The 25,302-nt window shown below is 63.7% G+C and carries 22 protein-coding genes; 12 read left to right on the forward strand and 10 right to left on the reverse strand.

Features of this window, described 5'->3' with window-relative positions; genetic code table 11:
* Positions 1-17: 17 nt before the first annotated feature.
* Complete coding sequence (dnaG, locus tag ACI3K3_RS03830; RefSeq protein WP_404912191.1) at positions 18-1,904, reverse strand: DNA primase; 1,887 nt, start codon at positions 1,902-1,904, stop codon at positions 18-20.
* A gap of 27 nt (positions 1,905-1,931) precedes the next feature.
* Entirely contained in the window at positions 1,932-2,384 is a 453-nt protein-coding gene (locus ACI3K3_RS03835; RefSeq protein WP_404912193.1) for a GatB/YqeY domain-containing protein, read from the reverse strand.
* Positions 2,385-2,547: 163 nt separating this feature from the next.
* Here ACI3K3_RS03835 and carA point away from each other — a divergent pair, with 163 nt between their 5' ends.
* The 4 genes from carA (at position 2,548) to greA (ending at position 8,235) form a co-directional block, all read left to right on the forward strand.
* Positions 2,548-3,714 carry a glutamine-hydrolyzing carbamoyl-phosphate synthase small subunit gene (gene carA / locus ACI3K3_RS03840; RefSeq protein ID WP_404912195.1) on the forward strand — a complete coding sequence of 389 codons (1,167 nt, stop codon included), beginning with the start codon at positions 2,548-2,550 and terminating at the stop codon, positions 3,712-3,714.
* Positions 3,715-3,880: 166 nt separating this feature from the next.
* Positions 3,881-4,258 carry a hypothetical protein gene (locus ACI3K3_RS03845; RefSeq protein WP_404912197.1) on the forward strand — a complete coding sequence of 126 codons (378 nt, stop codon included), beginning with the start codon at positions 3,881-3,883 and terminating at the stop codon, positions 4,256-4,258.
* A 47-nt stretch (positions 4,259-4,305) separates the two neighbouring features.
* Positions 4,306-7,629 (forward strand): carbamoyl-phosphate synthase large subunit, encoded by a 3,324-nt coding sequence (carB, locus tag ACI3K3_RS03850; RefSeq protein ID WP_404912198.1) that lies wholly within the window; start codon positions 4,306-4,308, stop codon positions 7,627-7,629.
* Positions 7,630-7,758: 129 nt separating this feature from the next.
* Positions 7,759-8,235, forward strand: coding sequence for a transcription elongation factor GreA (greA, locus tag ACI3K3_RS03855; protein ID WP_404912200.1), 477 nt, complete (start codon positions 7,759-7,761; stop codon positions 8,233-8,235).
* Between the two features lie 84 nt (positions 8,236-8,319).
* On the opposite strand, the gene ACI3K3_RS03860 is transcribed toward greA, so the two are convergent.
* From ACI3K3_RS03860 to ACI3K3_RS03880, 5 genes are all read right to left on the reverse strand, one after another.
* The gene (locus ACI3K3_RS03860) at positions 8,320-8,541 is read right to left on the reverse strand and encodes a DUF4170 domain-containing protein (protein ID WP_313439302.1); all 222 of its coding nucleotides are present in this window, start codon (positions 8,539-8,541) and stop codon (positions 8,320-8,322) included.
* Positions 8,542-8,671: 130 nt separating this feature from the next.
* Entirely contained in the window at positions 8,672-9,253 is a 582-nt protein-coding gene (locus ACI3K3_RS03865) for a hypothetical protein (protein ID WP_404912202.1), read from the reverse strand.
* Positions 9,254-9,265: 12 nt separating this feature from the next.
* On the reverse strand, positions 9,266-9,559 hold the full coding sequence (locus ACI3K3_RS03870; RefSeq protein WP_404912203.1) for a hypothetical protein: 294 nt from the start codon (positions 9,557-9,559) through the stop codon (positions 9,266-9,268).
* Complete coding sequence (locus tag ACI3K3_RS03875; RefSeq protein WP_404912205.1) at positions 9,556-9,942, reverse strand: phage holin family protein; 387 nt, start codon at positions 9,940-9,942, stop codon at positions 9,556-9,558. The genes ACI3K3_RS03870 and ACI3K3_RS03875 overlap by 4 nt, the downstream gene beginning before the upstream one ends.
* A 19-nt stretch (positions 9,943-9,961) precedes the next feature.
* Positions 9,962-10,474: a hypothetical protein gene (locus ACI3K3_RS03880; protein WP_404912206.1), complete on the reverse strand. Its 513-nt coding sequence runs from the start codon at positions 10,472-10,474 to the stop codon at positions 9,962-9,964.
* 184 nt (positions 10,475-10,658) lie between these two features.
* Here ACI3K3_RS03880 and eno point away from each other — a divergent pair, with 184 nt between their 5' ends.
* Positions 10,659-11,945 carry a phosphopyruvate hydratase gene (gene eno / locus ACI3K3_RS03885; protein WP_404912208.1) on the forward strand — a complete coding sequence of 429 codons (1,287 nt, stop codon included), beginning with the start codon at positions 10,659-10,661 and terminating at the stop codon, positions 11,943-11,945.
* Between the two features lie 269 nt (positions 11,946-12,214).
* Here the strand turns inward: eno and ACI3K3_RS03890 are convergent, their stop codons facing one another.
* The 3 genes from ACI3K3_RS03890 to ACI3K3_RS03900 all read right to left on the reverse strand — a co-directional run bounded on the left by ACI3K3_RS03890 (position 12,215) and on the right by ACI3K3_RS03900 (position 14,059).
* Positions 12,215-12,781 (reverse strand): MarR family transcriptional regulator, encoded by a 567-nt coding sequence (locus ACI3K3_RS03890; protein ID WP_404912209.1) that lies wholly within the window; start codon positions 12,779-12,781, stop codon positions 12,215-12,217.
* Positions 12,782-12,986: 205 nt separating this feature from the next.
* Positions 12,987-13,133 carry a hypothetical protein gene (locus ACI3K3_RS03895; protein WP_313439282.1) on the reverse strand — a complete coding sequence of 49 codons (147 nt, stop codon included), beginning with the start codon at positions 13,131-13,133 and terminating at the stop codon, positions 12,987-12,989.
* A gap of 452 nt (positions 13,134-13,585) precedes the next feature.
* A complete protein-coding gene (locus ACI3K3_RS03900; RefSeq protein WP_404912210.1) occupies positions 13,586-14,059 on the reverse strand; it encodes a GNAT family N-acetyltransferase in 474 nt (157 codons plus the stop codon).
* 200 nt (positions 14,060-14,259) lie between these two features.
* On the opposite strand from ACI3K3_RS03900, the gene ACI3K3_RS03905 reads away from it, so the two are divergent.
* The 7 genes from ACI3K3_RS03905 (at position 14,260) to acpA (ending at position 25,201) form a co-directional block, all read left to right on the forward strand.
* On the forward strand, positions 14,260-15,762 hold the full coding sequence (locus tag ACI3K3_RS03905) for a TolC family protein (protein WP_404912211.1): 1,503 nt from the start codon (positions 14,260-14,262) through the stop codon (positions 15,760-15,762).
* Positions 15,759-16,805 carry an HlyD family secretion protein gene (locus ACI3K3_RS03910; protein ID WP_404912213.1) on the forward strand — a complete coding sequence of 349 codons (1,047 nt, stop codon included), beginning with the start codon at positions 15,759-15,761 and terminating at the stop codon, positions 16,803-16,805. Before ACI3K3_RS03905 ends, ACI3K3_RS03910 begins: the two co-directional genes overlap by 4 nt.
* 275 nt (positions 16,806-17,080) lie before the next feature.
* Complete coding sequence (locus tag ACI3K3_RS03915) at positions 17,081-18,226, forward strand: ABC transporter permease (protein WP_404912215.1); 1,146 nt, start codon at positions 17,081-17,083, stop codon at positions 18,224-18,226.
* The gene (locus tag ACI3K3_RS03920) at positions 18,223-19,329 is read left to right on the forward strand and encodes an ABC transporter permease (protein WP_404912217.1); all 1,107 of its coding nucleotides are present in this window, start codon (positions 18,223-18,225) and stop codon (positions 19,327-19,329) included. Before ACI3K3_RS03915 ends, ACI3K3_RS03920 begins: the two co-directional genes overlap by 4 nt.
* A 147-nt stretch (positions 19,330-19,476) precedes the next feature.
* Entirely contained in the window at positions 19,477-21,696 is a 2,220-nt protein-coding gene (locus tag ACI3K3_RS03925; RefSeq protein WP_404912218.1) for a TonB-dependent receptor, read from the forward strand.
* 23 nt (positions 21,697-21,719) lie between these two features.
* Positions 21,720-23,354 carry an alkaline phosphatase D family protein gene (locus ACI3K3_RS03930; RefSeq protein ID WP_404912220.1) on the forward strand — a complete coding sequence of 545 codons (1,635 nt, stop codon included), beginning with the start codon at positions 21,720-21,722 and terminating at the stop codon, positions 23,352-23,354.
* 164 nt (positions 23,355-23,518) lie between these two features.
* A complete protein-coding gene (acpA, locus tag ACI3K3_RS03935) occupies positions 23,519-25,201 on the forward strand; it encodes an acid phosphatase (RefSeq protein ID WP_404912221.1) in 1,683 nt (560 codons plus the stop codon).
* Positions 25,202-25,302 lie beyond the last annotated feature (101 nt).

Consider the following 25,302-nt stretch of genomic DNA (forward strand, 5'->3'; position numbering starts at 1 on the left):
TCGACCGGATTATACCATCAGGAAGAAGCCGCCTGTCTTGTCGCCATTTGCCTGAGACGACTATCAAATTCCAGCTTTCTCTTGAGCAGACGCTGTTGATCGGCAAATGCTTCTTCCGATAGCTCGCTCTCGAACCGAGCCGTCGCCTGCGCCAATGCCGCATCCAGGATCGGACGCTCCACCAAGAGATCGACTGCCTGCGCCAAATCCTCTGCCGCCTGGTCCGCGCCTGTTTCGGTGTTCAGGAACCCGAAGCGCAATCCTGAGTATTCTGCGGTGCCGGGGATCTCCAGGCCATTCTCGACCAATATGGTGGCAAGACGGCCTGTTTCAACCGCTTCATTGCCCTGGCAGCAATGGAGTAGCAATCCGAAGCGCGGATCGAGCCCGGGCGTGCGGGCGAGCGCCTCGGCGTGACGCCGGATCTGGGCAGGCCAGTGGATTAGCCCGGCCAGCACCGCCGCCGAAAGCGCATCGCGTGCTCCGCCCGCTGCTGCGCGGCGCAGGCGTTCCAGTGATTCGGGCGTCGATTCAGGCTGGGGCTGCCAGCGACCGTTCCCGCGCTGTTGCTCCCCTCTTTGCTGATTGTGGCGAAATCCATTGCCTCCGCCACCGCCTTGCTGCCAGCGGCTCTCGCGCTTCGGGAAGGCGAACTCCGAATAGCGATCCTGCAATTCGCGGCGGTAGAGGCTGGCGATATCGGAATTCTGGATCGCATCGACATGCGCCATGAGCCGCGCCTTGAGGCCAGCCTTGTCCTCCGGAGTATGCAGCGGCTGGGCATCGCGCTCCACTTCCCAGAGCACCTCGATCAGGCTTTTCGCGGCGTCCAGCACCTCTTCCATGGCGCGTGCGCCGCGCTGCTTGATGAGGTCGTCGGGGTCGAGGCCTTCCGGCAGCCGCACGATTCGCAGCGAGTGCGCAGGGCGGAGCAGGGGCAGGGCGCGGGTTATGGCACGCATAGCGGCGCGCTGGCCGGCGGCATCGCCGTCAAAGCACAGGATGGGCATCTCGACGTGACGCCAGAGCATCTCGATCTGCTGCTCGGTCAGCGCCGTGCCGAGCGGGGCGACGCATTCGCCGATTCCCGCCGCTGCCATGGCGACCACGTCCATATAGCCTTCGACCACCACCATCCTGCCGGACTGGCGCGCTGCGGGCGCGGCGCGGTGCAGGTTGTAGAGCGTACGGCCCTTGTCGAAGAGGGGGGTATCGGGAGAATTCAGATACTTGGGCGCATCTGTTTTCTCCTTGGTGAGAATACGTCCGCCGAAAGCGATCACACGTCCGCGCGCATCTTCGATCGGCAGCATGAGGCGGCCGCGAAAACGGTCGTAAGGGTCGCGGTTCTCCACCTCGATCCGCAGACCTGCCTCGATCAGCATGGCCTCCGGGAATTTGCCGAGCGCGTCCTTCATCGCCTGACGCCCCTCCGGCGCATAGCCGAAGCCGAAGCGCTGGAGGGTATGGGCGTCGAACCCGCGCGTCGCCAGATAGGCGCGCGCCGATTCGCCGCCAGGTGCGGACAGGTTCTGCACGAACCAGCCTTGCGCGGCGGCCATCACGTCATGCAGCGTATCGCGCTTCTCCGCCGCCTTGGCCGCGCGCGGATCGGGGGCAGGAACGTCCATCCCCGCCTCTGCCGCCAGTTCCTTGACCGCGTCCATGAACGACAGGCCCTGGTGGTCGGTCATCCAGCGGATCGCATCTCCATGTGCGCCGCAGCCGAAGCAGTGATAGAAGCCCTTCTCGTCGTTGACGGTGAAGCTGGGAGACTTCTCGTTATGAAACGGGCAGCAGGCCTTGAACTCGCGCCCCGCCTTGGTGAGGCGGGTCGAGCGACCGATCAGCGCCGAAAGCGTTACCCGCGTGCGAAGCTGGTCGAGCCATTGGGGAGTAAGCACGGTCCTGCCGCCCGATTGCGTGTCAGGTCAGGCCAGCGCCGCCTTCACCCAGCCCGAAGCCTTGCCCATGTCGAGCTGGGTGCCGTGACGCGCCTTCAGCGCGGCGACGACTTTGCCCATGTCCTTCATGCTCTCCGCGCCGACTTCGGCCTTGATGGCTTCGATCAGGGCCTTGGTTTCGTCTTCGGAGAGCTGCGCGGGCAGGAAGGTTTCGATCACCTCCAGCTCGGCCTTCTCGTCAGCGGCCTTCTCGGGACGGCCGCCTTCCTCGAACAGCTGGATCGATTCGCGGCGCTGCTTCACCATCTTCTGGAGGACGTCGATCACCATGGCATCGTCGTCCGGCAGGGAATCGGCGGTGCGCAGCTCGATGTCGCGGTCCTTGATCTTGGCAAGGATGAGGCGAACCGCGGCGAGGCGCGGCTTGTCGCCCGCTTTCATCGCAGTGATCTGGGCGGCCTTGATCGAATCACGAAGCATTGGTTTCCTGCTGTTCTGATGGGTTTTGGGAAGTGTCGTGGCGTAAAACTAGCAAGCCGCGCGCCAAATTGCACCTCTCGCGCCTTGACGCGGTGCACAACCCTCTCTAGCGGGACGCCCTTAGCACACATAGTCAGAAACGCCGTAAACGGAGCGACCCACCATGGCCGACGCCGCATATACGCTTGCGCCCAAACCTGAAGGGGCGACAGGCGTTCTCGTCCTGAGCGATGGACACGTGGTCTGGGGCCGCGGCTTTGGAGCCGTCGGCGAAGCAGTCGGCGAAGTCTGCTTCAACACCGCGATGACCGGATATCAGGAAGTGATGACCGATCCTTCCTACGCGGGCCAGATCGTCACTTTCACTTTCCCCCACATCGGCAACGTCGGTGTCAACGACGAGGATCTCGAATCCAGGGTCGATGGCGCCGTCGGCTGCGTCGTCCGCGAGGACGTGACGCTGCCTTCGAACTTCCGCTCGGCCGGTGAGTTCGGGGACTGGCTTGCCGCCAAGGGCAAAGTCGGCCTTTCCGGCGTCGATACCCGCGCGCTTACGCGCCGCATCCGGCTTCAGGGCGCGCCCAACGCGGTGATCGCCCATAACCCGGAAGGAGAGTTCGACATTCCCGCGCTGATCCAGCGCGCGCAGGAATGGCCCGGCCTTGAGGGCATGGACCTTGCCAAGATCGTCAGCCGCGAAATCCAGGAGGGCTGGGAAGGCTCGACCTGGGAACTCGGCCTGGGCTTCGGTAACGGTGCAGGCGAAGCGCCTCCGCATGTCGTCGCCATCGATTACGGCGCAAAGGACAACATCTTCCGCAACCTGGTGAGAGCCGGCGCCCGCGTCACCGTGGTGCCTGCCGAGACCTCGCTCGACGCGATCCTCGCGCTGGAGCCGGCGGGCGTGTTCCTCTCGAACGGTCCGGGCGATCCGGCGGCGACCGGCGAATATGCCGTTCCCGTGATCCGTTCGCTGCTGGAGCGTGACGTGCCGATCTTCGGCATCTGCCTCGGTCACCAGATGCTTGGCCTTGCGGCCGGCGCCAAGACCTCGAAGATGCATCAGGGCCATCGCGGCGCCAACCACCCGGTGAAGCGCCTGGACGACGCCGTCGTCGAGATCACCTCGATGAACCACGGCTTCGCGGTCGACAACCAGACCCTTCCGGAGAACGTGGAGGAGACCCACGTCTCCTTGTTCGACGGTTCGAACTGCGGCATCTCGATCAAGGGCAAGAAGGCCTTCGGCGTGCAGTATCACCCTGAAGCCAGCCCCGGCCCGCAGGACAGCTTCTACCTCTTCGAAAAGTTCGTGGGGATGCTGGCCTGATGGGCCTTGCGGGTCGATTTCTGGCCGGGGCGGCAATGCCGCACCCCGCATCGGCGATCATTGCCGGTGCGGACCAGCGAGATTTCGACCCGGTATCGCACTTTGCCTATGCAATCGGAATTCCGGCCTCCGCGCCGGGAACCCGTGCAACGCAAGGTGCCATATGATGACCGACCTTATCGACCACATGATCGCTTACTATATTGCCGGACAGGCTGCCGAACTCACGGTTGCGCCGCGGTTCTACCCTTACGGTGAATTGCAGCTCATCTTCGAGGATAAGGTCTCGGTGGCCGTTCGCAAGTTCGGCCCCAAGGTGCGCAAGCACGCCAAGGAAGCCGGCAAGACCTTCATCGACCGGATGCTCGAAACGGGCGCCTGGTCGACGACGGAGGGCGAATATGGCGGTTCGATGCACCAGTTCCAGGCTGACCGGTACCGCGCGGTGATCCGCGAGGAGCAGGACAGCAACCCGATCATTCTCAAAGCCAAAGCCGAAGGCCCGGATTACTGGGACAAGGCGTTTGGCGAACTGGTGGCCTAGGCCGCCAGTCCGACCTACAAGACACACAGGACACCCCAGGACAGCCCATGCCCAAGCGCACAGACATCTCCTCGATCCTCGTCATCGGCGCCGGCCCGATCATCATCGGCCAGGCCTGCGAATTCGACTATTCGGGGACCCAGGCGATCAAGGCGCTCAAGGAAGAGGGCTACCGGGTCATCCTGGTGAACTCCAACCCGGCGACGATCATGACCGATCCGGACATGGCCGACGCCACTTATGTCGAGCCGATCACCCCGGAAGTGGTCGCCAAGATCATCGAGAAGGAGCGCCCGGATGCGGTGCTCCCGACGATGGGCGGCCAGACCGCGCTGAACTGCGCGCTGGCGCTGTTCAACGACGGCACGCTGGAGAAGTTCGGCGTGCAGATGATCGGTGCCGACGCCGACGCCATCGACAAGGCCGAGGATCGCCAGCGTTTCCGCGACGCGATGGACAAGATCGGCCTCAACTCGGCGCGCTCGGGCGTGGCGCACACTCTGGACGAGGCGTTCAAGGTGCTGGAAACCACCGGCCTGCCTTCGATCATCCGTCCCAGCTTCACGATGGGCGGCACCGGTGGCGGCATCGCCTACAACAAGGCCGAGTTCGAGGCCATCGTCCGCTCGGGCCTTGACGCCTCTCCCACCACCGAAGTGCTGATCGAGGAATCGCTGCTCGGCTGGAAGGAGTATGAGATGGAGGTCGTGCGTGACAAGCACGACAATTGCATCATCATCTGCTCGATCGAGAACGTCGATCCGATGGGCGTCCACACCGGCGACTCGATCACCGTCGCCCCGGCGCTGACGCTGACCGACAAGGAATACCAGATCATGCGCAACGCCTCGATCGAGGTGCTGCGTGAGATCGGCGTCGAGACCGGCGGTTCCAACGTGCAATTCGCGGTCAATCCGAAGGACGGCCGCCTGATCGTCATCGAGATGAACCCGCGCGTCTCGCGCTCGTCGGCGCTGGCGTCGAAGGCCACCGGCTTCCCGATCGCGCGCGTCGCGGCGAAGCTGGCCGTGGGCTTCACGCTCGACGAGATCATGAACGAGATCACCGGCGCCACGCCGGCCGCGTTCGAACCGACCATCGACTACGTCGTCACCAAGATCCCGCGCTTCGCCTTCGAGAAGTTCAAGGGGGCCAAGAACGACCTCACCACCGCGATGAAGTCGGTGGGCGAAGTCATGGCGATCGGCCGCAACATCAAGGAATCGATGCAGAAGGCCCTTCGCGGCCTGGAAACCGGCCTCGACGGGTTCAACCGCGTGGTCGAACTGGAAGGCGCCGGGCGTGACGTGATCACCGCTGCGCTCTCCAAGGCGACGCCGGACCGTCTGCTGGTGGCCGCCCAGGCCTTCCGCGAGGGCTTCTCGGTCGACGAGATCCACGCCATCGCCCACTACGACAAGTGGTTCCTGCGCCACATCGAAGAGATCGTCGCCGAAGAAGCGCAGATCATGAAGCATGGCCTGCCGATCGATGCGCAGGGCCTGCGCCGCGTCAAGGCGATGGGCTTCTCGGACAAGCGCCTGGCCACGCTTGCCGTGCGTTCGGTGGGCGTCGCGGGCGGCATGGGCGAAACCCAGGCCAAGAGCTCGGGCCTCGTGCATGACGCGCTGCGCGCCATGGCCGGCGCCACCAGCGAGGACGAAGTGCGCAAGCTGCGCGAGAAGCTGGGCGTCCACCCGGTATTCAAGCGCATCGACTCCTGCGCGGCCGAGTTCGAGGCGGTCACGCCCTATATGTACTCGACCTACGAAGCGCCGATCTTCGGGGAGCCTGAGAATGAGGCGAACCCGTCCGATCGCAGGAAGATCGTGATCCTCGGCGGCGGTCCCAACCGTATCGGTCAGGGCATCGAGTTCGACTACTGCTGCGTCCACGCCTGCTTCGCGCTTGCCGAAGTCGGCTACGAGACGATCATGGTCAACTGCAACCCGGAAACCGTATCGACCGACTACGACACCTCCGACCGCCTCTACTTCGAGCCGCTGACTGCGGAAGACGTGCTGGAAATCCTGCGCGTCGAACAGCAGAACGGCGAACTGGTCGGCGTGCTGGTGCAGTTCGGCGGCCAGACCCCGCTCAAGCTGGCGCAAGCGCTGGAAGACGAGGGTATCCCGATCCTCGGCACTTCGCCCGACGCGATCGACCTTGCCGAAGACCGCGAGCGTTTCTCGGCGCTGGTCGACAAGCTGGGCCTGAAGCAGCCGGCCAACGGCATCGCCCGTAGCCGCGACGAGGCGGTGAACGTCGCCAACCGCATCGGCTACCCTGTGCTGATGCGCCCCAGCTACGTGCTCGGCGGCCGCGCCATGGAGATCGTCGACAGCGAGCAGCAGCTCGACGACTACATCACCACTGCCGTGCAGGTTTCGGGCGACAGCCCGGTGCTGATCGACCAGTACCTGCGCGATGCCATCGAATGTGACGTCGACGCGCTTTGCGATGGTGAACAGGTCGTCGTGGCCGGCGTCATGCAGCACATCGAGGAAGCGGGCATCCACTCGGGCGACAGCGCGTGCTCGCTGCCGCCTTACAGCCTCCCCGCTGAGATCATCGCCGAGATGGAGCGCCAGGCCGAAGCACTGGCCTTCGGCCTCAGCGTGCGTGGCCTGATGAACATCCAGTTCGCGGTGAAGGATGGCGAGGTCTACCTTATCGAAGTGAACCCGCGCGCCTCGCGCACGGTGCCCTTCGTTGCCAAGGCACTCGGTCAGCCGGTCGCCAAGATCGCCAGCCGCGTGATGGCGGGCGAAAAGCTGGCCGATTTCCCGCCGTTCAAGCGCGACCTGCCGTACATGGCGGTCAAGGAAGCGGTCTTCCCGTTCGCGCGCTTCCCCGGCGTCGATCCGGTGCTGAGCCCCGAAATGAAGTCCACCGGCGAAGTCATGGGCATCGATGCCGACTTCCCGCGCGCCTTCCTCAAGGCCCAGCTCGGCGCCAGCATGCGCCTGCCCGACAGCGGCCTGGTCTTCGTCTCGGTGAAGGACAGCGACAAGGCGGTAATCTTGCCTGCGGTGCAGATCCTGGTGAAGGAAGGTTTCCGCATCGTCGCCACTTCCGGTACCCACAAGTACCTGACCGAGGCGGGGCTTCCGGTCGAACTGGTGAACAAGGTGGCGGAAGGCCGTCCGCACATCGTCGACAAGATCGTCGATGGCGACATCGCGCTGATCTTCAACACCACCGAAGGTTGGCAGAGCCTCAAGGACTCGCAGTCGATCCGTGCTTCGGCGCTGACGGGCAAGGTGCCCTACTTCACGACGGCAGCCGCAAGTGTCGCTGCTGCACAGGCAATTTCTGCACAACGCGGGAGCCAGCTTGAAGTGCGTTCGTTGCAGGATTATTATAGCTGAAATCGATCTAGCCTCCCCACATCGTTGCGGATCGGACCAGTCCCCGGGAAAGACCTGAGGGACGGGACAGGAAACTAGTCTCCTCCGACTGGTTTCGCGTGCGGGGAGGCAGCAGGAAGGAAGTGTTTGATGGCCAGTATCGAAAAGCTCCCCATGCTCGCGGAAGGGTATGAGAAGCTTACCGCAGAGATCAGGGCGCTGCGCGAAGAGCGCCCCCGGATCGTCGATGCGATCGAAGAAGCGCGCGCTCACGGCGATCTCTCGGAAAATGCCGAGTATCATGCCGCCAAGGAGCGTCAGGGCCAGGTCGAAGCGACGATTGCGGATCTGGAAGACAAGATCACGCGGGCCCAGATCGTCGATCCTGCCACGCTTTCGAGCGACAAGATCATCTTCGGTGCAACGGTTACGCTGCTCGATGATGACGATAAGCCGGTGAAGTACCAGATCGTCGGGCCTTACGAAGCGGATGCCCGGGTCGGCCGCATCAGCTACAATTCGCCGCTCGGCAAGGCACTGATCGGCCGTAAGGTAGAGGAAGAGATCGAAGTCACCGTTCCGGCGGGCGACAAGTTCTACCTCGTCCAGAAGATTGAATTCATCTGAGTTGAATTTCCACTCGGATGAAACAGAAAAGGCCGGCATTTCTGCCGGCCTTTTTCGTTTCTAATGCCTTTCGGCAGAAGCCGATCAGGCTTCCGGCTGGTCCGGCTGAAGCAAGCGGTGCAGGTGCACGATCACGTACTTCATTTCGGCATCGTCGACCGTGCGCTGCGCGGACGAACGCCATGCGTCTTCGGCCGAGGCATAATCCGGGTAGACCCCTACGAGATCGAGGGCATCGAGGTCGGCGAATTCAAGGCTGCGGGGATCTTTGACCCGGCCGCCCATCACAAGGTGAAGCTTCTGCATGGGACCGCTTTCGTGAGTGGGGAGAGAGATGCGGACCCCATACGTTTAGGACGTTGACAGGGCAAGAGCGGATCGCGTCGGCGATCCGCTCCTTCAATTGCTTCCGGTTCTCATTAGCCTTAGCGGCGTGTCAGTGGGGAAGGCGTTGTGCCAGCCCGCTGAAGATTTCCGAAATCCGGTGGGAGCCGGAACTGGCGGTTTCGCTGGCGGAATGACCGATTTTCCGCGCCTGACGGGCAGCCACTTCGCCCGCTTCGCCAGCGCGCTGTGCCGATGCACGACCCAGGGCACTTGCAGCGGCCAGCGCTGCCATGCCGTATTTTTCAAGTCTCTCGGCAGCCAGTTCGCCGCTCTTCTCGGCGCGGTCGGCGACCTTCGACGCATTCTTGCGAGCGCTCGTGCCAAGCTCATGCGCCTTCTCGGCAGCCTCCTTGCCAAGCAGAGCGGTTGCGGCGCCGGCTGCTTCGGCAAGGTGTGCCCCGCGTGAGAGCACACCGCGAGTCATGCGGCGGGGCAGCAGGGCGCTGACCACCACACCGGCCGCCAGGCCGCCTGCCACTACGAGCACCGGATGCGCCTTCACGAAAGCCACGACCTTTTCGGAAGGGCGTTGCTCGGCCACCGGCGTCTTCAGCGCGACGACCTTGCCAGGATTGCTGTCGCTGGCGGAAGTTGCGGGCAGGTTGGGGTTGGTCGGTTCAGTCTTGCTCACCATCGGTCTCCTTCAGGTGTCGGCCTTGCCGAACAGGCGTTCGGCGGCGGCCAGGATCGGGTTACGCAAAAGCCAAAGCACCAGCGCAGCGAAGGTTCCGCCGATCGCGACGGGATGCTCCTCAACCACGGCTACCGCCTCGTCCAGCATGTCTGCGGCACCCTCTACGGCTTCGTCGAAAATACGCCCCGTCAGGCCGCGTATCTCGAAATCGGCTTTCAACGCGCCGTAACGCATGTCGAAGGCTGCCTTGGCGGCGTCGCGGACCGATCGGTCCGCTTCCAGCTGGCGAACGAGGGCGCTCATTCGGCCGGTTCCTTTTCACGAAGAAGAGACATCATGCGCCGGACTTTTCCCCGCGCAGACAGCCCCATGATCGCCGCAGCGACAAGGATGGCAACGGGCACCGCGATCATCGAGAGCCATGGACCGATGATGGTCCCGACCGCGATCACCGCACCCAGAACGAGAGCCATGACCGCGAAGAACACGAGGACCGCCGCACCGACGCCCAGAATGGCGATATTCCGGGTTTCGGCCCCGGCATAAGCGGCGCGTGCCTTCTGATAGGCCAGCTCAGCCTGGGCGTATGTACGCGCTTCTCCCGCAAGCAGGCGTACGTCCTCGATCAGGGAAAGATCCTCGCCCTCCGTGGTCGGAGGGGCGAGGTTGGCTTGGGTGTCCAGCATCGTCGTGCGAACGATCGGCTTACTTGCCGCTCTTGAACAGGCGGGCGAAGAGATAGCCTGCGGCCACCGCCATGCCTACCGCCGCCACGGGGCTGCGACGCACGAATTCCTTGGCTTCCTCACCAAGTTCGTCGAGCGACTTCTCGTCGAGCTTGGTCGCGGTGTCCGCCAGCGACTTCGAGGCGGTGCGGGCGTAGTCTCCGTACTTGGCGCCGGCCTTCTCGTCGATCAGGGCGGCATTGTCGTCGATCAGCTTCGAAATACCGACGATCGCCTGGCTGGCTTTCGTCTTGCCCTGGTTGGCAAGGTCCGCCGCCTTCACTTTGGCATCGTCGGCAAAAGCGCTGGCCTTGGCCATGGCGTCATCCGAGCGCACTTTTGCTTCGCTCGACCATTCACCCTTGGTCTGATTCAACTTTTCGTGGCAGCCGTCGGCCATTGCGTGGACGCCGGCCTTCGCTTCCTCGACGGCCTTGGTGAAGTGGCTCTTGGCGTTTTCGGTGCCGTTTCCAGTGCTGGTGGTCTCAGGCATTGCGAATTCCCTTCCTTGCATCCCGTTGCGTATCGTTCGCTTGGTAGGCGATATGCATCAAGCGTAACACAACTTGTCGTCGAAATGGCAACGCAACTTGTCAGGCGTAGTTCCCCTGCTAAGACGCCCGTCGAGAGTGCGCCCAAGCGTCTCAGGGGGCGCCTTGCTGGAGGAAAAACCCGTTATGACCGCGATTATCGATATCCACGGCCGCGAAATTCTCGACAGCCGCGGCAATCCTACTGTCGAAGTCGACGTTCTTCTTGAAGACGGCAGCTTCGGTCGCGCTGCAGTTCCCTCGGGTGCCTCCACCGGCGCGCATGAGGCTGTGGAGCTGCGAGACGGGGACAAGGCCCGCTATATGGGCAAGGGCGTGTTGAAGGCCGTGGACGCGGTCAATGACGAGATCGCCGAAGCGCTGGTCGGCATGGACGCCGAAGACCAGCGTGATCTCGATCTCTGCATGATCGAACTCGACGGCACGGAAAACAAGAGCCGCCTGGGCGCGAATGCCATCCTTGGCGTCAGCCTGGCGGCAGCGAAAGCTGCGGCCAATGCGCGCGGCCTGCCGCTCTATTCCTATGTTGGCGGCGTTTCGGCTCATGTCCTGCCGGTACCGATGATGAACATCATCAACGGCGGCGAACATGCCGATAACCCGATCGATTTCCAGGAATTCATGATCATGCCGGTCGGCGCCGATTCGATCGCCGAAGCCGTGCGCTGGGGGGCGGAAATCTTCCACACCCTGAAGAAGGGCTTGCACGAAAAGGGCCTGGCCACCGCAGTAGGTGACGAGGGCGGTTTCGCGCCCAACCTCGCCAGCACGCGCGACGCCCTGGACTTCATCATGGCCTCGATCGAAAAGGCGGGCTTCAAGGCCGGTTCGGAAATCCAGCTCGCACTGGACTGCGCTTCGACCGAATTCTTCAAGAACGGCAAGTACGAGATCAGCGGCGAAGGCCTGAGCCTGTCTCCGGTGGCCTTCGCAGACTACCTTGCCGACCTGACCGAAGCCTATCCGATCATCTCTATCGAGGACGGCATGGGCGAAGACGACTTCGAGGGCTGGAAGGCGCTCACGGACAAGATCGGCCACAAGGTCCAGCTGGTAGGCGACGATCTGTTCGTCACCAATCCCAAGCGGCTGTCCATGGGCATCGACAAGGGCCTGGCCAACTCGCTGCTGGTGAAGGTCAACCAGATCGGTACGCTTACCGAGACGCTGGAAGCCGTTTCGATCGCCCAGCGGAGTGGCTACACCGCCGTCATGTCGCACCGTTCGGGCGAGACCGAGGACGCGACGATCGCGGACCTTGCCGTCGCCACGAACTGCGGACAGATCAAGACCGGTTCGCTCGCGCGTTCGGACCGGCTTGCCAAGTACAACCAGCTCATCCGCATCGAGGAAGAACTGGGCAAGGCAGCGCGTTACGCCGGCGCTTCGGCGTTCGGGCGCCTTTCGCGCTAAGTTTTTGGTTTGCCGCATTTTCCGAGTCATCAGGTGATTCCACCTGATTAGAAAATGCTCTAAGAAATGGACGAAGCCGCGCGGCATCGTTCGCGCGGCTTAGCCTTCGCTAATATCGAAGACCCGACTTCCGCGTGGAGGTCGGGTTTTCTTTTGGGTGAAACCGGGTGGCCGGTTCCCGTCAGGGAGAACCGGCCACCCGGTCGCCACCACATCCCATATGCCTGATTACCCCCCTGTGGGGCGGAACGGGTCGGTTTCAGGCGTCCTTATCGCGCTGCCAGGATCCCGGGGCGGGGATCGTCGAGCAGCACCACGGATCGGGATGCGGAGGCGAAGTATTCGAGCATCGCGGCATAGCCCTTCGCGCTCAGTTTGACGTAGACGCGCCGGGCATCGCCAGGATCGGCCTCCCGGACGAGCAGGCCGTTTTTCTCAAGGATGGTAATCCAGCGCAGCGCGGTAGTGGAAGGAACTGCCGAACCGATGCATGCGCTTGTCACGGACACCCGGCGCCGCTCCTTGGCGGCGATGAACAGGTCCAACAGGATATCCCAGGCAGGCTCGCCGAAAAGATCTTCCGACTGGAAGATCTTCGTGCGGCGGCGGCGGTCCTCATAAGTCTGGCGTGCCAGTTCCACCCAGACGGGATGGTCCTGGCTTGTCGCCGTTTTAGGGGTTTCCCGGCTTTCCATCGGAATGCCGATATCCAGGAGGTCAGCGGAAGCGCTTGTTCCAATTTCGAGTTCACGCGCCATGGCAAGAAGTTCATTGGCGATGCCAATCAGGCGAATGGCCTTCGCGCGATTTCGCATCAACTGATCGGTCTTCTCCATAAGTTCATGTCACCAGCGCCTTGCCACGAATAAAGTTCGTCCATCGAATTCGTCTGGACAAAGCGTTGTTCGCAGCGATTACCCCCAAGTTCGCGCATCCGCCGTCCAGTGATCTTTCGGCTTCATGAAGATCGGCTGAAACGGTGGAATTATTCGCGAACTGACCTAAGGATAACCACAGTCTGATCGACACGTCTTGCGCAGGCTACTCCGGTTTGGATCGATTCTGGTCTGGTTCGCGAACGTCCCGCAAGGAGTCGATGGCGGCCTGAAGGTGGGCAGCGGCGACGAGGGCGCCGATTTCTTCCAGTTCTTCCAGCTTTGAGCCGAGTTCGCAGATCAATTGAATCATGTTCGTCTCCCTGTTCACAGTACGGTTCTCCGGCAGGCGGGAATGCTTCGCGCCTGAGTTCGGCTTCCCCCGAACCTGGGTTTGCGACCCGCGCCTGTAGGGAGCGGAATTTTCGACCAATAATCCCTCCGAAAACGAGCAATATCGGAGAGATTGACCGTGCAATTACAGAATTTTCATCGAATTGGAACAGCCATGATGGGACTGTCCATCTTGGGAACACGTCATGAAAATCGGTTAACGCGCTGAAAATTTATTGCGGAATGGAAATTTTAGTCTCTCCATCGCCTTACGTCGTGAATTGAGTATTTCTACATATCTCCAACGATAGCGATAATTAAGCGCGATTCGAGCAAGGCCGCGACGGGCGAGCACGCGGTTTCGCCATCGGGAGCGCCCTATTCCGTCACCATCGCCAGCCGGGACACTAGGTAGAATCCCGGCAGGGGCCTTCATACTGCTCGCACGAGCATTCTCGCTTCGGGGCCGTAGCCCTTGGCAGGATCGAGCAGCCCATCGCCCAGCGACTGAAAGCCTTGTTTGCTCCAGAATTCGTGAGCGTCTCCCACTGCGATCAGAACGACGCGGCCGAGCCTCAGCCGTTTCGCCTCATCCAGCACGATCCGCACCGCTTCCGCTGCAAAGCCCCGTCCGCGTGTGGCGCTGCTTAAGGCAAGGTCGTGCAGGAAATAGCAATCGAACGGTTCCGCAAGCCCCGTCAACGGCACGTCGATGATGGGTGGTCGGTCCTGCCGACCGGGGTGCGAGACAAGGTACCCGGCGATCTTCCCGTCGCCGCCTTCCAGTACATGGCAACCCTTGGGGTAATGCCGGAAGCAGGCTGCGAAGACCCCAGGATTCTCGGGATAATCGAGGTGCACGACTTCGGCCACTTCGGCCACCGAGCCGATATCTTCCTCGCGCATTGGTCGCCAATACATAGCTGCCTTGCTCCGTTGTCTCGTGCCATGATGCCACATCGTAGCATGATATGAGGGCGTGAGGCGGTGCCGACCATATTCCTGAGCGAAAATGCTTTCCGCTCAAGATGAAATATGCAAACTCTCGCATGTTCCACTTCGGGTGAACCATGATTTCTTGCAGCGGTTTTCGGAATCGATGTGTAATGGGCCGGGCCGGTATCTTCGCGATGCTGGCCGTTATTCCCACGGTTGCTTTCGGACAAGTTGGCCCAGGAAGCTCTGTTCAGGAAAGCGCGGAGCCCGCTGCCCTGTCTTTCGAAGCGGCGCGTCAGCGTCTCGATCGTGTCTCTTCAGCTTTGGGTGCGGCGGCGGATGAACTCAGCGCGGCGGAATACACCGCTCACGCGCTCAAGGCGCTCAATCGGCCGGTGGTGTCGAGTTCGGTTTCGGTCATCGCCTACCAGAAATCGCTTTCGGTCGATCTGACGGGACAGAAAGACAGCTTCAGCAACGCGGCGGGACAGTTCCTGGAAGGGCTGCCCGGAGAATTCCCCCCCGAGTTTTCGGCCATCGTCCAGCAGGTGAGCGGACGCGTAGCCGAAGCGCTTCCGGGACTGCTCTCGCAGCTTCCGGACGAACTTGATTTCCGCGCGCGGCAAACGGTGATCCGTCCCAATGTCACGGCGGTGATGCCGCTCTATTCGGGAGGTGCCATCCCGGCCATCCAGCGCGGCGCGGAAGCCGGTGCGGAACTGGCGCGGGCGAAACAGGCCGGGGCCCAGGATCTCTCGCAAGTGCGCCTGGTCCAGAGCTATTTCGGCCAGCAGCTGGCGCAGGCACTGCTGACATCCGCGACCGGTACGCGCGATGCCTTCGACAGGCATCTCGGCAATGCCCAGGCCCTGTTCCGCGAAGGCGTCATTCCCCGATCGCGTGTGCTGGAAGTGCAAGTGGCGCGCGACGCCGCCCAGCGTGCCGTAGAACGGGCGACCATGGAAGAACGCAGCGCTTCCGACTCGCTCGCCCGCCTGCTCGATGCAGCCGGAGGCGTGGCGCCCACCACGCCGTTGTTCGTCAATGGACAGGCGCTGGAACCGCTCGACGATTTTCTCGCCACGGCCGCTTCGCCGGGACAGCCGCAGATGAGAGTGGCGGAGGCCGCGCGTCATCTGGCCGACTCCGGCGTGGACTTGGCCAAGTCGCGTATGAGGCCTCAGGCCTTCGCTTTCGGATCCTACAATTTCAACCGAAGCGATGCGATCCCGGTCGATCCGGACTGGATCGTCGGCATGGGCGTTCGGTTCACGCTGCTCTCCAATATCGACAGGCGCGACACCCTCGCTGCGGCTCGCTCCCGGCAGAGCGCGGCGGACAATGCCGCGCGCGATGCCCGCAAGACGATCGAGATCGAGACGAGCCGCGCCTACAACCTCACGGAAACCGCCCGCCGGTCGTTTCTCCTGCTCGACAGCAACATCAAGGCGGCCGAGGAGAACCTGCGGGTCCATGAAATCGGGTTCCGCGAAGGCGAAGACACCGCCAGCCAGCTGATCGACGCTCGCAATGCGCTCTCGCTCGCACAGACCCAGCGGATCGCATCGGCTTACGAATATGTCGTGGCGCTTTCGGCCTTGCTGGTCGCCAGCAACCGCGGGGACAACTTTCGCGATTATCTTCTGAGGGCCGACAGGATCACCGCACCATGAGTGAAGGGAACGAAGGCTTCGCTCAAGCCGGACGGGAAGATGCCGACGCTGGTGAAGGCAGGAGCAGGGGCACCTCCCGGCTGCTTGTTGCAGGACTGGCGCTGCTTGCCGTGGTCCTGCTCGTGGGGCTCTGGATCGCGGCGCGGCCGGCGCCTCTGCAACTTCAGGGCATGGTCGATGCTGACGAGGTGAACGTGGCGACCAAGGCGCTCGCACGCGTCGATCGCCTTCTTGCGGAAGAAGGCGCCACGGTGACGGCGGGAACGGTGCTGGCCGTGCTCTCCAGCCCGGAGATCGACGCGGGCCGCCAGCAGGCGCAAGGGGTGCTGGCGGGCGCCGAAGCCATGCGCGATCTTGCCGACAACGGCGCGCGGCCGGAAGACGTGGAGTCGCTGCGCTCGATCTGGCAGGCCGCCCAGGCAGGCGCGGACCTTGCGGCTGTAACGGCGCGCCGGGCGGACAACCTCTATGCCGAGGGCGTGATAGCCGCCCAGCGCCGCGATGAGGCCCGCGCGGCGCGAGAAGCGAGCGCGCGTCAGGCGGAAGCGGCAAGGCTCCAGTACCAGAAGGCCCTGTCCGGGGCGCGGGCAGAGGAGAAGGCGGCGGCCCAGGCGCAAGTGAAAGTGGCGCAGGCCGGCGTTTCCATCGCCGATGCCCTGGGCGCGGAGAAGACTCTGGTATCGCCGATCGGCGGCGAAGTGACGCGGCGGCTGGCGGAACCGGGCGAGATCGTCGGACCGGCGGTACCGGTGTTCCAGATCGTCGATACCGCGCATCCCTGGGTCTCGCTGAACCTGCGCGAGGATCAGTTCAATGCGTTGCAGAAGGGCACGGAACTGACCGGGCGCATTCCCGCGCTGGAGGGGCGAAAGGCGCGGTTCCGCGTAACTTACATCAGCCCTCAGGGCGATTTCGCCACCTGGCGCGCGACGCGGCAGTCCTCGGGCTTCGATGTTCGCAGCTTCGAGGTCAGACTGCATCCGGCCGAGCCGGTGAAAGGGTTGAGGCCGGGCATGAGCGTGCTGTTCGACTGGCCGCAATGACTTCAGGCCGTAAACTCATAAATGGCACCATCGAGGCGTCCAAATGGCGAACAGCTCGGGCCGAAGCGACCGCCGGGCGGGCTGGTTGCCCGTCCAAGGTCGCTTTGGTCCGAGATGGAAGCCATTTGGACGTCCTTCGGATTTGACGCAAAATGGCCCATCGCTGCGTCGACAGGACTTGAAATATCGACATATTCCAGCGCCCTGCTTTCTTGCGCTGAGCCATTTTGCCTCAAACCTCGATGGTGCCATTTATGAGTTTACGGCCTAGGGCGATGACACTGCCTCGCCATGGTTTCCGCGCTGCTCTTCGCCGCGAGATGGTGCATCTGCGGCAGTGTCGCTGGGATCTGGCGATGCTCACGCTGTTCCCGGCGATTGCGATCCTGATCGTTGCGGCCATGCTGATCGCGGCGGTCCCCCGCGCCCTGCCGATTGCAGTGGTGGACCAGGACAACGGCACGCTCAGCCGCGAGATCCTGCGGGCGGTGGAAGCCAGTCCCGCTGTATCGATCGTGGAAAGGCCGCAGGACATGGTCGAGGCCGAGCGGCTGGCGCGGGCAGGGCGGGTGTGGGCGATCCTGCTTGTACCCAAGGGCGTCGGCGAAGGACTGGCGCGTAGCACGACACCCACCATCCAGATCTTCTACAATGCCTCCTTTCTCACGATTGGCAGCAGTGCGGCTTCCGGCATTCGTTCCGCCGTGGTCGCCGTGCTGGCCGAACGCGGGCTCGATGCCGCGCGGGCGAGGGGGCTTCCGGCCATTCGCATCCACCCTCCGGTGGTGCAGGCCACGGTCCTGTTCAACCCGCAGACGAGCTTCGAGTGGTATCTCCAGGCCCTGATCCAGCCGGCCGTGCTGCATCTGCTGATTGGCTGCGTGGCCGTGATGGCGATGGGGCGGGAGTTGCAGGGGCGATCGCTCGGGCATTGGAGGGCAGAGACGGGCGGCGGACTGGCGGCGATTGCCGGGAAGCTGCTGCCTTATGTGGGCGCGATCTCGATCTGGGGGCTCGTCTGGTTGATCTGGCTGACGGGCGTCCGCGGCTGGACCATGAACGGCAGTCTCCTGCTGACGGTGGTGGCGCAGGCCCTGCTGTTCGCCGGGACCGCCACGATTTCGACGCTTCTGGTTGTCGCGGTGCGCAAGCCCAGCTTCGCCTTTTCGGCAACCGCGCTCTATGCCGGTTCGGCACTGGCCTACTCCGGTGGCACATTGCCGCTGGCGGGAGGGTCGGGCTTTGCGCGCGGCTGGAGTGAGGCCCTGCCTTTCACCCATTACCTGCGCCTGCAAATGGACCAGTTCCTCGGCGCGCCGGTGGCTGTCGCCTTGCCTCAGATCGCGGCGCTTTTGCTCTACCTGGCGGTTCCATTGTGGCTGGCGCTGCTCCTGCTTCATCGACGCGAGGCGACGGCATGACTTTCGCGCAAGGCTTTGCATCGGTCTTCCGCTCGGTGCTTTCCAATTTGGCGCTGGCCTCGATCGTCGTGTTGGCGGTCGTGCTATACGGTTTCTACTATCCCGCGCCTTATGCCCATCAGACGGCTTATGCGCTTCCGCTGGTGGTCGTGGACGAGGAGCGCAGCGTTCTGACACGCGCGCTGGTCCGCAAGCTCTCCGACATGCGCGAGGTGCACGTCGTGGCGGAAGCCACGTCTCCGCTGGAGGCCGAGAACCTTGTGAGGAATCGCCAGGCGGACGGCGTGCTTCTTCTGCCAAAGGGGCTCACGCGGACCGTGCTCACCGGCGCGCCGGGCCGCGCAGGAAGCGGTGGCATCGGCATCTGGGTCAACGGCACATACCTCATCCGCGCGCGGGATATCGGCGGGGCGGTCCAGCAGGCCGTCATCGCCGCCGCCGTGGAGCGCCTTGGCCCGCTGGCACAGGAATTGCACTTGCAGGCGCCGATCGCGGTGGTCGAACGCCCTTTGTTCAACACGCGCGAAGGCTATGCCGACTATGTGTTTCCGGCGGTCTCCGCGATCATCCTCCAGCAGACGCTGCTGTTCGGCACCGCGATGCTGGCCGCGAGCCGCCGCGCCTCAAGGGAGGCGCTGACACTACCGGCCTTCTTCGGCATCTGGTCTGCGCTTGCCTCGATCGGGTGCCTGACGGCGGCATTCTATTTCGGCTGGATATTCTGGTATCAGGACGTCCCCCGAGCGGGAAATCCGGGCGGCCTGCTGTTTGCGGTGCCGCTATTCGCCGCCGCCGTGTCAGGTCTCGGTCTGCTGCTCGGCAGCTTGTTCGACAGTGCCGACCGGGCCTTGCAGGTGCTGATCCCCACGTCGATCATCCTGTTCTTCCTTGCCGGAGCGGCCTGGCCGCTCTCTTCCATGCCCGTTTGGGTGGCGGGCCTCGCCCATCTTTCGCCGGCGACTTACGGTGCGCAGGCCTTTCTGCGCCTGAACGAGATGGGAGCAAGCCTCGGCGCGGTCCTGCCGCAACTCGCTGGTCTCGGCATGCTCTGCCTTGTTTACGGCACTGCGGCGGCATGGCGGCTGACACGCAAAGAGGCATAAATCCGTCACAGGAACGCCATCCAACCTTCATCTGCCGGGCGTACCCCGCCGACCCGTAAGCGTATTCGCGTAGGGGAAACGGTAATGAAATTCGGCACTTGCGTAGCAACTCTTCTCGCAGGAACCGCTCTTGCAGGGCTTCCGGCAATGGCTCACGCGGCCGAGGCGGAGACGGCGGAAAGCACCGACTCCAATGCCATCATTGTCACCTCCCAGAAGATCGAGCAGCGCGCCGTCGATGTGCCGATGACGCTCTCGGTGCAGACCGGCGAGCGGATGCGCGAACTGGGCGTCACCGATATCGGCGAGCTGTCGAACTACGTTCCCGGCCTCAACGTCCAGGTGCAGAGCGCCAACAATCCCGGCTTCGTCATTCGCGGCATCACCTCGGACAGCGGCTCCGCCCAGCAGGGGCCGCGCGTTACGCTGTACTACAACGGCATCGACATCTCGCGCTCGCGCGGCGCCTATCAAGGCATCTACGATCTCGACCGCGTGGAAGTGGTAAAGGGCCCGCAGGCAACCCTGTTCGGCACGGCGGCCACGATCGGCGCGATCAGCTTCGTTTCGGCGAAGCCCCAGCCCGGCACTTCGGCAGCCTTGACCGCATCCTACGGCAATCTCGATGCCTACCGCGTCGAGGGCTTCGTGAACGCCGGCAACGACGTGATCGCCGCGCGCATCGCGGGTCAGTGGAAGAAGCGGGACGGCTACATCGAGAACCTGGCGCCGGGGCAGGACGATCTCTACGCGCAGGACCAACTGGGCCTGCGCGGCTCGCTGCGCTACACGCCGACCACTGACTTCACGGCGGACCTCGTCTTCACCTATGACCGCCAGCGCAATTCGGGCACGCCGTTCCTTTCGAAGAACCTCGGTTCCACGTCCGTCGAAGGCGTCTATGACAAGGCCTATCTGGGCGGCTCGCCGCTTTCCGGCCAGCTTCTCGGCTCGGACAAGCTGGGCCTGAACCGCGACGTCTACGATGCGAACCTGACGCTGAGCTGGGATTTCACGGACGGCTGGAACTTCACCACCGTCAACGGCTATCGCAATTTCGACGCGCTGGAAGTGTTCGATGCCGACGGTTCCGCCGCCTGGTTCCTCGAATTCGCGGAACATGCCAAGGGTTGGCAAGCCAGCCACGAGGGCCGCTTCACCTACAGCGACCCGCAGTGGCGCGCCTCGTTCGGCTGGAACTACTTCCACGAGGACTCCTCGCAGTACGTGCCGTTCTCGACCGAACTCGGCACCTTCTTGCAATGCTATGCCAATGTCATTCCCGGCCTTGGCTGCGTCGCTCCGGACAACAGCGTTCCCGCCGCAGCGACCGCCGGTCTGGTCAGCGGCGGCCTGCTGACCTCGGTACCCTATAATAGCTGGACGAAGAACTACGGCCGCAACCAGACCTGGTCGATGTTCGGCGACGTCACCTGGACTCCGGCTCCGGCGCTGGACCTGACCGCCGGCGCGCGCGTGCTGATCGAAAAGCGGCGCTCGGGCTACGCATCCAATCAGCCGATCGCTCCCATCTACGGCGCCATCCTGCTGCCCTTCCCGGATACGGCTGGGCAGACCGTCTACGCGCGCCGTTCCTATGCGGCGGTTCTGCCGCGTATCAACGCGCTCTATCGCCTGACGCCGAACCTCAATCTCTACGCCACGATCTCCAAGGGCCGTCGTTCGCCGGTCGTGCAGCTTCCCAACGCGGTCAACACCGTGGCCTATGCGGACGAGATCGCTTCGGAAACGGTGTGGAACTACGAAGCGGGCATCAAGGGCACTGTCGGCATGTTCTCCGGCTCGCTGGGCGTCTACTACAACAAGTACGACAACTTCCAGGTCTCGGTGATCGAGAACGGCCGGGCGGTTACCCGCAGCGCCGGTACGGCGTCCAACCTCGGTGTCGAGGCGGAGCTTGAGGCGCGCTTCACCGACTGGCTGAGCGCCTTCGGCAATGTCGGCTACATCGATGGCGGGATCGACGACAAGGCGTCCAACGGCGTCTTCGCCGGCAACCAGTTCCGCCTCCAGCCCAAATGGCAGTGGGCCGCCGGGTTCAACCTCAATGCCCCGCTCAGCGAGAACACCAGCCTGTTCCTGACGCCCAGCGTGACCTACCGCAGCAAGATCTACTTCGAAGTGCCCAACAGCGAGGCGATCAGCCAGGACGCGGTCACTCAGGTCAATCTGCGGGGCGGCGTGTCGCTGATGGGCGGCAAGTTCCAGGTCGCCGGCTATGCCCGAAACCTCACGAACAAGAAGTATCTGCTCGACGCGGGCAATACCGGCGGATCGTTCGGCTATCCCACCTTCATCCCCGCCGAGCCGCGCACCTACGGCATCGAGATCACCGCGCGCTATTGAACGACTGGCCTGAAGGAATACCCATGACACTCCAACTCGACCGTCGCCTGCTGCTTCAGGCAGGCGCCTTCGGGCTTGCCGCCCTTTCGACGCCGGGCGTCGCCCAGATCCTTACCGCGCGGGGCTTCACCCATGGCGTGGCAAGCGGCGAGCCGACGGCGAACTCGGTGCTGCTGTGGACCCGCTACGTCGGCAGCGGCGACACCAGGCTGCGCTGCGAAGTCTCTGCCGACGAGAGCTTCCGCAAGGTGGCGGGGGGCGGCGAGGTTATCGCGTCGCCCGCCCATGACAGTTGCGCCAAGCTGGTGGTTTCCGGCCTCGCGCCCGGTAAGTGGTACTACTATCGTTTCATCGCGCCGGACGGCTCGAAGAGCGAAGTCGGCCGCACCCGCACTCTGCCGGTGGGCGATGTCGATCGCTTCGGCATCGGCCTGTTCTCGTGCTCGAACATGCCGTTCGGCTGGTTCAACGCCTATGCCCACGCCGCCGCGCGCGACGACCTGGACCTGATCATCCATGTCGGGGACTATTACTACGAGTACGAATACGGCCACTATCCCGAGAACCCGATGGCGGGCCGTCCGATCGAGCCGAAGAACGAGACGGTGTCGCTGGCCGACTATCGCCTGCGGTTCGCCAGCTATCGCCTCGATCCGGACCTGCGCCGCGTCCACCAGCGCTTCCCGATGATCGCGCAGTGGGACGATCACGAGTTCGCCAACGACACCTGGAAGGGCGGTGCCGAGAACCACCAGCCCGAAAAGGAAGGGGAATGGTCGGTTCGCCGGGCAGCGGCGGAGAAAGCCTACCGCGAATGGATGCCGGTTTCGGACGCGCTCTACGACAGCTTCCAGATCGGCTCGCTGGCCACGCTGTTCCGTCCGGAAACGCGCGTGACCGGCCGCGTGGAGCAGCTCGATTTCGGCGCGGTGATAGCCGGGGCGGCAAAGGGCGGGCCGGCGGAGATCGCCCGCGCGCTCACGCAGTTCCGCGACGGGCCGTGGATGTCTTCGGACCGCACCCTGATGGGCACGCAACAGGAAAACTGGCTCTACAAGGGACTGGCGGATTCCGCGAAGTCCGGCACCCGCTGGCAGATCCTGGCGCAACAGATCGTGATGGGCTCGCTCAAGGCGCCGCCGCAGATGGCGGACCTGGTTCCCAGCGGCGGCGACCCCAAGGTTCGCCAGGCGCTCATGGCGATCGCCGCAGCTTCGCAGGTCGGGCTGCCGTTCAACATGGATTCCTGGGACGGCTATCCCGCCGCGCGTGAAAGGCTGCTGCGGGCGGCGCGGCAGGCGGACTGCAACCTCGTGGTGCTGGCCGGAGACAGCCACAACGCCTGGGGCAGCGAACTGTCCGTGGACGGTACGGCGGCCGGCGTCGAATATGCCGGGCACTCGGTCACTTCGCCGGGGTACGAGGCATACCTTCCCTCTGTCCCGCCGACCGATCTTGCCAAAGCGCTGCGCGGCGCCAATCCGGGGCTCGCCTATGCTGACACCAGCCGTCGCGGCTACGTGTCGTTGCAGATGACGCCCGAGCAGGTGCGCGGCGAATGGCACTTCGTGGGCACGATCGCCCAGCGCACGACTGCCGGAACGACCAGCGAGGGCCTGTCCGTGAAGTGGAACGAGCGCCGTTTCGCCAAGGCGTGAACCGGTTCGGATAATGTTCGCGAATGGGCGGCCCGGTTTCTGCCGGGTCGCCCTTTCGCTTTTCAAGGCGCTGCGCAGTGCGATGATACAAAATATCACAAACGGTTGACGTGCCGTCATCGGGATCGCAAACAGCCGGAAAATCGTCTCCCCAAGGAAATCCCATGACCGACTCCGATCTTCCCGAGCCTCAGGCCGATTCTTCGGGAATGCGCCCCGATCGGCGCGATTTTCTGGGCGGGCTTGCCGCTGCTTTCGGGGCCGCTGCGGTCGCGGGAGTACCGGGTGAGGCCGCCGCGGCGGCAAATAAGGGGCGGTCCCGCAGCAGCGCTCCCGTCAGCGATGCCCGCCTGCGCGAGGCGATCGAAACGGTCGTCGTGATCTTCGCGGAGAACCGCAGCTTCAACAACCTCTTCGCGGACTATCCGGGGCTGGAGCAGCCGCTGTCCGAAGTTCCGGCGGAGCGCACCCGCCAGCGCGATCGTGACGGCAAGGTCATGGAGCGCCTGCCCAAGATCTGGGAAGGGCTGGTGCCCAGCAAGCAGGTCGTCGAGCACACCGAGTACCTGATCGGTCCGGACGATCTTGCGCCGCTGCCGAATGCGCCGTTTGCGCTCCAGACGCCCGAAGGCGATCCGCTGCCGCATGGCCTTGTCACGCGCGACCTGGTGCATGCGTTCTATCACAACCAGATGCAGATCAACGGCGGCGCCAACGACCAGTTCGTGGCCTGGGGAGACAGCGGCGCATTGGTCATGGGCCATTACGGCGACATGCGCGCGCAGCTTCGCCTGTGGCAGATCGCCCGCGAGTTCACGCTCTGCGACAACTTCTTCATGGGGGCGTTCGGCGGCTCCTTCCTCAACCACCAGTACCTGATCGCCGCGCAGCCGCCGTTCTATCCCGAGGCGGACAAGAGCCCGGCCGCCAAGCGCATCGCCAGGCTGGAAGGGGACGATCCCAAGGGGACGCGGCTCAAAGTCGATCCCAAGACACCCGCGAGCGCTCTCGACGGCCCGGCGATTTTCGGCCCCAACACGCTTTCGCCCGACTTCTGGGCGGTCAACACGATGCTGCCGCCCTATGCGCCGACTTACGAACTCGATGCGACGAAGCCGGGTTATGCCAATGCCGAAAGCGCCCATACGCTGGTGCCCCAGCAGCACCGAACCATCGGCGACATGCTCTCGGCCAAGGGCGTGGAATGGGCCTGGTATGCGGGTGGCTGGAACGCCGCGCTGGCGGGGAACATGAACGACGCCTCTTTCCCCTCGCGTCCGAACTTCCAGCCACATCACCAGCCGTTCAACTACTACGACCGTTTCGCCCCCGGCACGGCCGACCGCGCGAAGTTCCTGCGTGACGGCGGAGAGGGCGGCACTGCCCGTACCAACAAGTTCCTGGCCGACGCCGCTGCGGGCAAGCTCCCGGCGGTCAGCTATTACAAGCCGCAGGGCAATCTCAACATGCATGCCGGCTATTCGGACATCGATGCGGGTGACCGTCACATCGCCGCTGTCATCGACGGCCTGCGCGAGAGCCCACAGTGGGAGAAGATGCTGGTCGTCATCACCTTCGATGAAAACGGCGGCTGGTGGGATCACGTTGCACCGCCGAAGGGCGATCGCTGGGGACCGGGTACGCGCATTCCGGCCGTGATCGTCTCTCCCCATGCGAAGAAGGGTGCGGTGGATCACACGATCTACGACACCGGATCCATCGCCCGCTTCCTCACCCGCCGCTTCGGCCTGGAAAAGCTGGAAGGTCTCAGGATGCGCGAAGAGGCGATGGTGGCGGCGGGCGGCGTGGCGCCGGGCGATCTGACGGGCGCGCTCGATCTAACCTGATCCCCGCAAAACAGGTGCGCCTGCGTAGCGAATGCGACAAGGTATCCGCGCCGGGACCGATTCTCCATCGGTTCCGGCCAATCACCACTTCGGATCGCATC

It is taken from the genome of Novosphingobium sp. ZW T3_23 (assembly GCF_044987305.1).
GTDB lineage: Bacteria > Pseudomonadota > Alphaproteobacteria > Sphingomonadales > Sphingomonadaceae > Novosphingobium.

What these genes read in the sequence shown, in the direction of transcription:
- ACI3K3_RS03905 (WP_404912211.1), top strand. Translation starts at nt 14,260, where the DNA reads ATGGGCCGGGCCGGTATCTTCGCGATGCTGGCCGTTATTCCCACGGTT.
- ACI3K3_RS03925 (WP_404912218.1), top strand. Translation starts at nt 19,477, where the DNA reads ATGGCTCACGCGGCCGAGGCGGAGACGGCGGAAAGCACCGACTCCAAT.
- acpA (WP_404912221.1), top strand. Translation starts at nt 23,519, where the DNA reads ATGACCGACTCCGATCTTCCCGAGCCTCAGGCCGATTCTTCGGGAATG.
- ACI3K3_RS03915 (WP_404912215.1), top strand. Translation starts at nt 17,081, where the DNA reads ATGACACTGCCTCGCCATGGTTTCCGCGCTGCTCTTCGCCGCGAGATG.
- ACI3K3_RS03930 (WP_404912220.1), top strand. Translation starts at nt 21,720, where the DNA reads ATGACACTCCAACTCGACCGTCGCCTGCTGCTTCAGGCAGGCGCCTTC.
- ACI3K3_RS03895 (WP_313439282.1), bottom strand. Translation starts at nt 13,133, where the DNA reads ATGATTCAATTGATCTGCGAACTCGGCTCAAAGCTGGAAGAACTGGAA.
- ACI3K3_RS03920 (WP_404912217.1), top strand. Translation starts at nt 18,223, where the DNA reads ATGACTTTCGCGCAAGGCTTTGCATCGGTCTTCCGCTCGGTGCTTTCC.
- carA (WP_404912195.1), top strand. Translation starts at nt 2,548, where the DNA reads ATGGCCGACGCCGCATATACGCTTGCGCCCAAACCTGAAGGGGCGACA.
- ACI3K3_RS03860 (WP_313439302.1), bottom strand. Translation starts at nt 8,541, where the DNA reads ATGCAGAAGCTTCACCTTGTGATGGGCGGCCGGGTCAAAGATCCCCGC.
- ACI3K3_RS03870 (WP_404912203.1), bottom strand. Translation starts at nt 9,559, where the DNA reads ATGAGCGCCCTCGTTCGCCAGCTGGAAGCGGACCGATCGGTCCGCGAC.
- ACI3K3_RS03890 (WP_404912209.1), bottom strand. Translation starts at nt 12,781, where the DNA reads ATGGAGAAGACCGATCAGTTGATGCGAAATCGCGCGAAGGCCATTCGC.
- carB (WP_404912198.1), top strand. Translation starts at nt 4,306, where the DNA reads ATGCCCAAGCGCACAGACATCTCCTCGATCCTCGTCATCGGCGCCGGC.
- ACI3K3_RS03845 (WP_404912197.1), top strand. Translation starts at nt 3,881, where the DNA reads ATGACCGACCTTATCGACCACATGATCGCTTACTATATTGCCGGACAG.
- ACI3K3_RS03910 (WP_404912213.1), top strand. Translation starts at nt 15,759, where the DNA reads ATGAGTGAAGGGAACGAAGGCTTCGCTCAAGCCGGACGGGAAGATGCC.
- ACI3K3_RS03875 (WP_404912205.1), bottom strand. Translation starts at nt 9,942, where the DNA reads ATGCTGGACACCCAAGCCAACCTCGCCCCTCCGACCACGGAGGGCGAG.
- greA (WP_404912200.1), top strand. Translation starts at nt 7,759, where the DNA reads ATGGCCAGTATCGAAAAGCTCCCCATGCTCGCGGAAGGGTATGAGAAG.
- ACI3K3_RS03880 (WP_404912206.1), bottom strand. Translation starts at nt 10,474, where the DNA reads ATGCCTGAGACCACCAGCACTGGAAACGGCACCGAAAACGCCAAGAGC.
- ACI3K3_RS03835 (WP_404912193.1), bottom strand. Translation starts at nt 2,384, where the DNA reads ATGCTTCGTGATTCGATCAAGGCCGCCCAGATCACTGCGATGAAAGCG.
- eno (WP_404912208.1), top strand. Translation starts at nt 10,659, where the DNA reads ATGACCGCGATTATCGATATCCACGGCCGCGAAATTCTCGACAGCCGC.
- ACI3K3_RS03900 (WP_404912210.1), bottom strand. Translation starts at nt 14,059, where the DNA reads ATGCGCGAGGAAGATATCGGCTCGGTGGCCGAAGTGGCCGAAGTCGTG.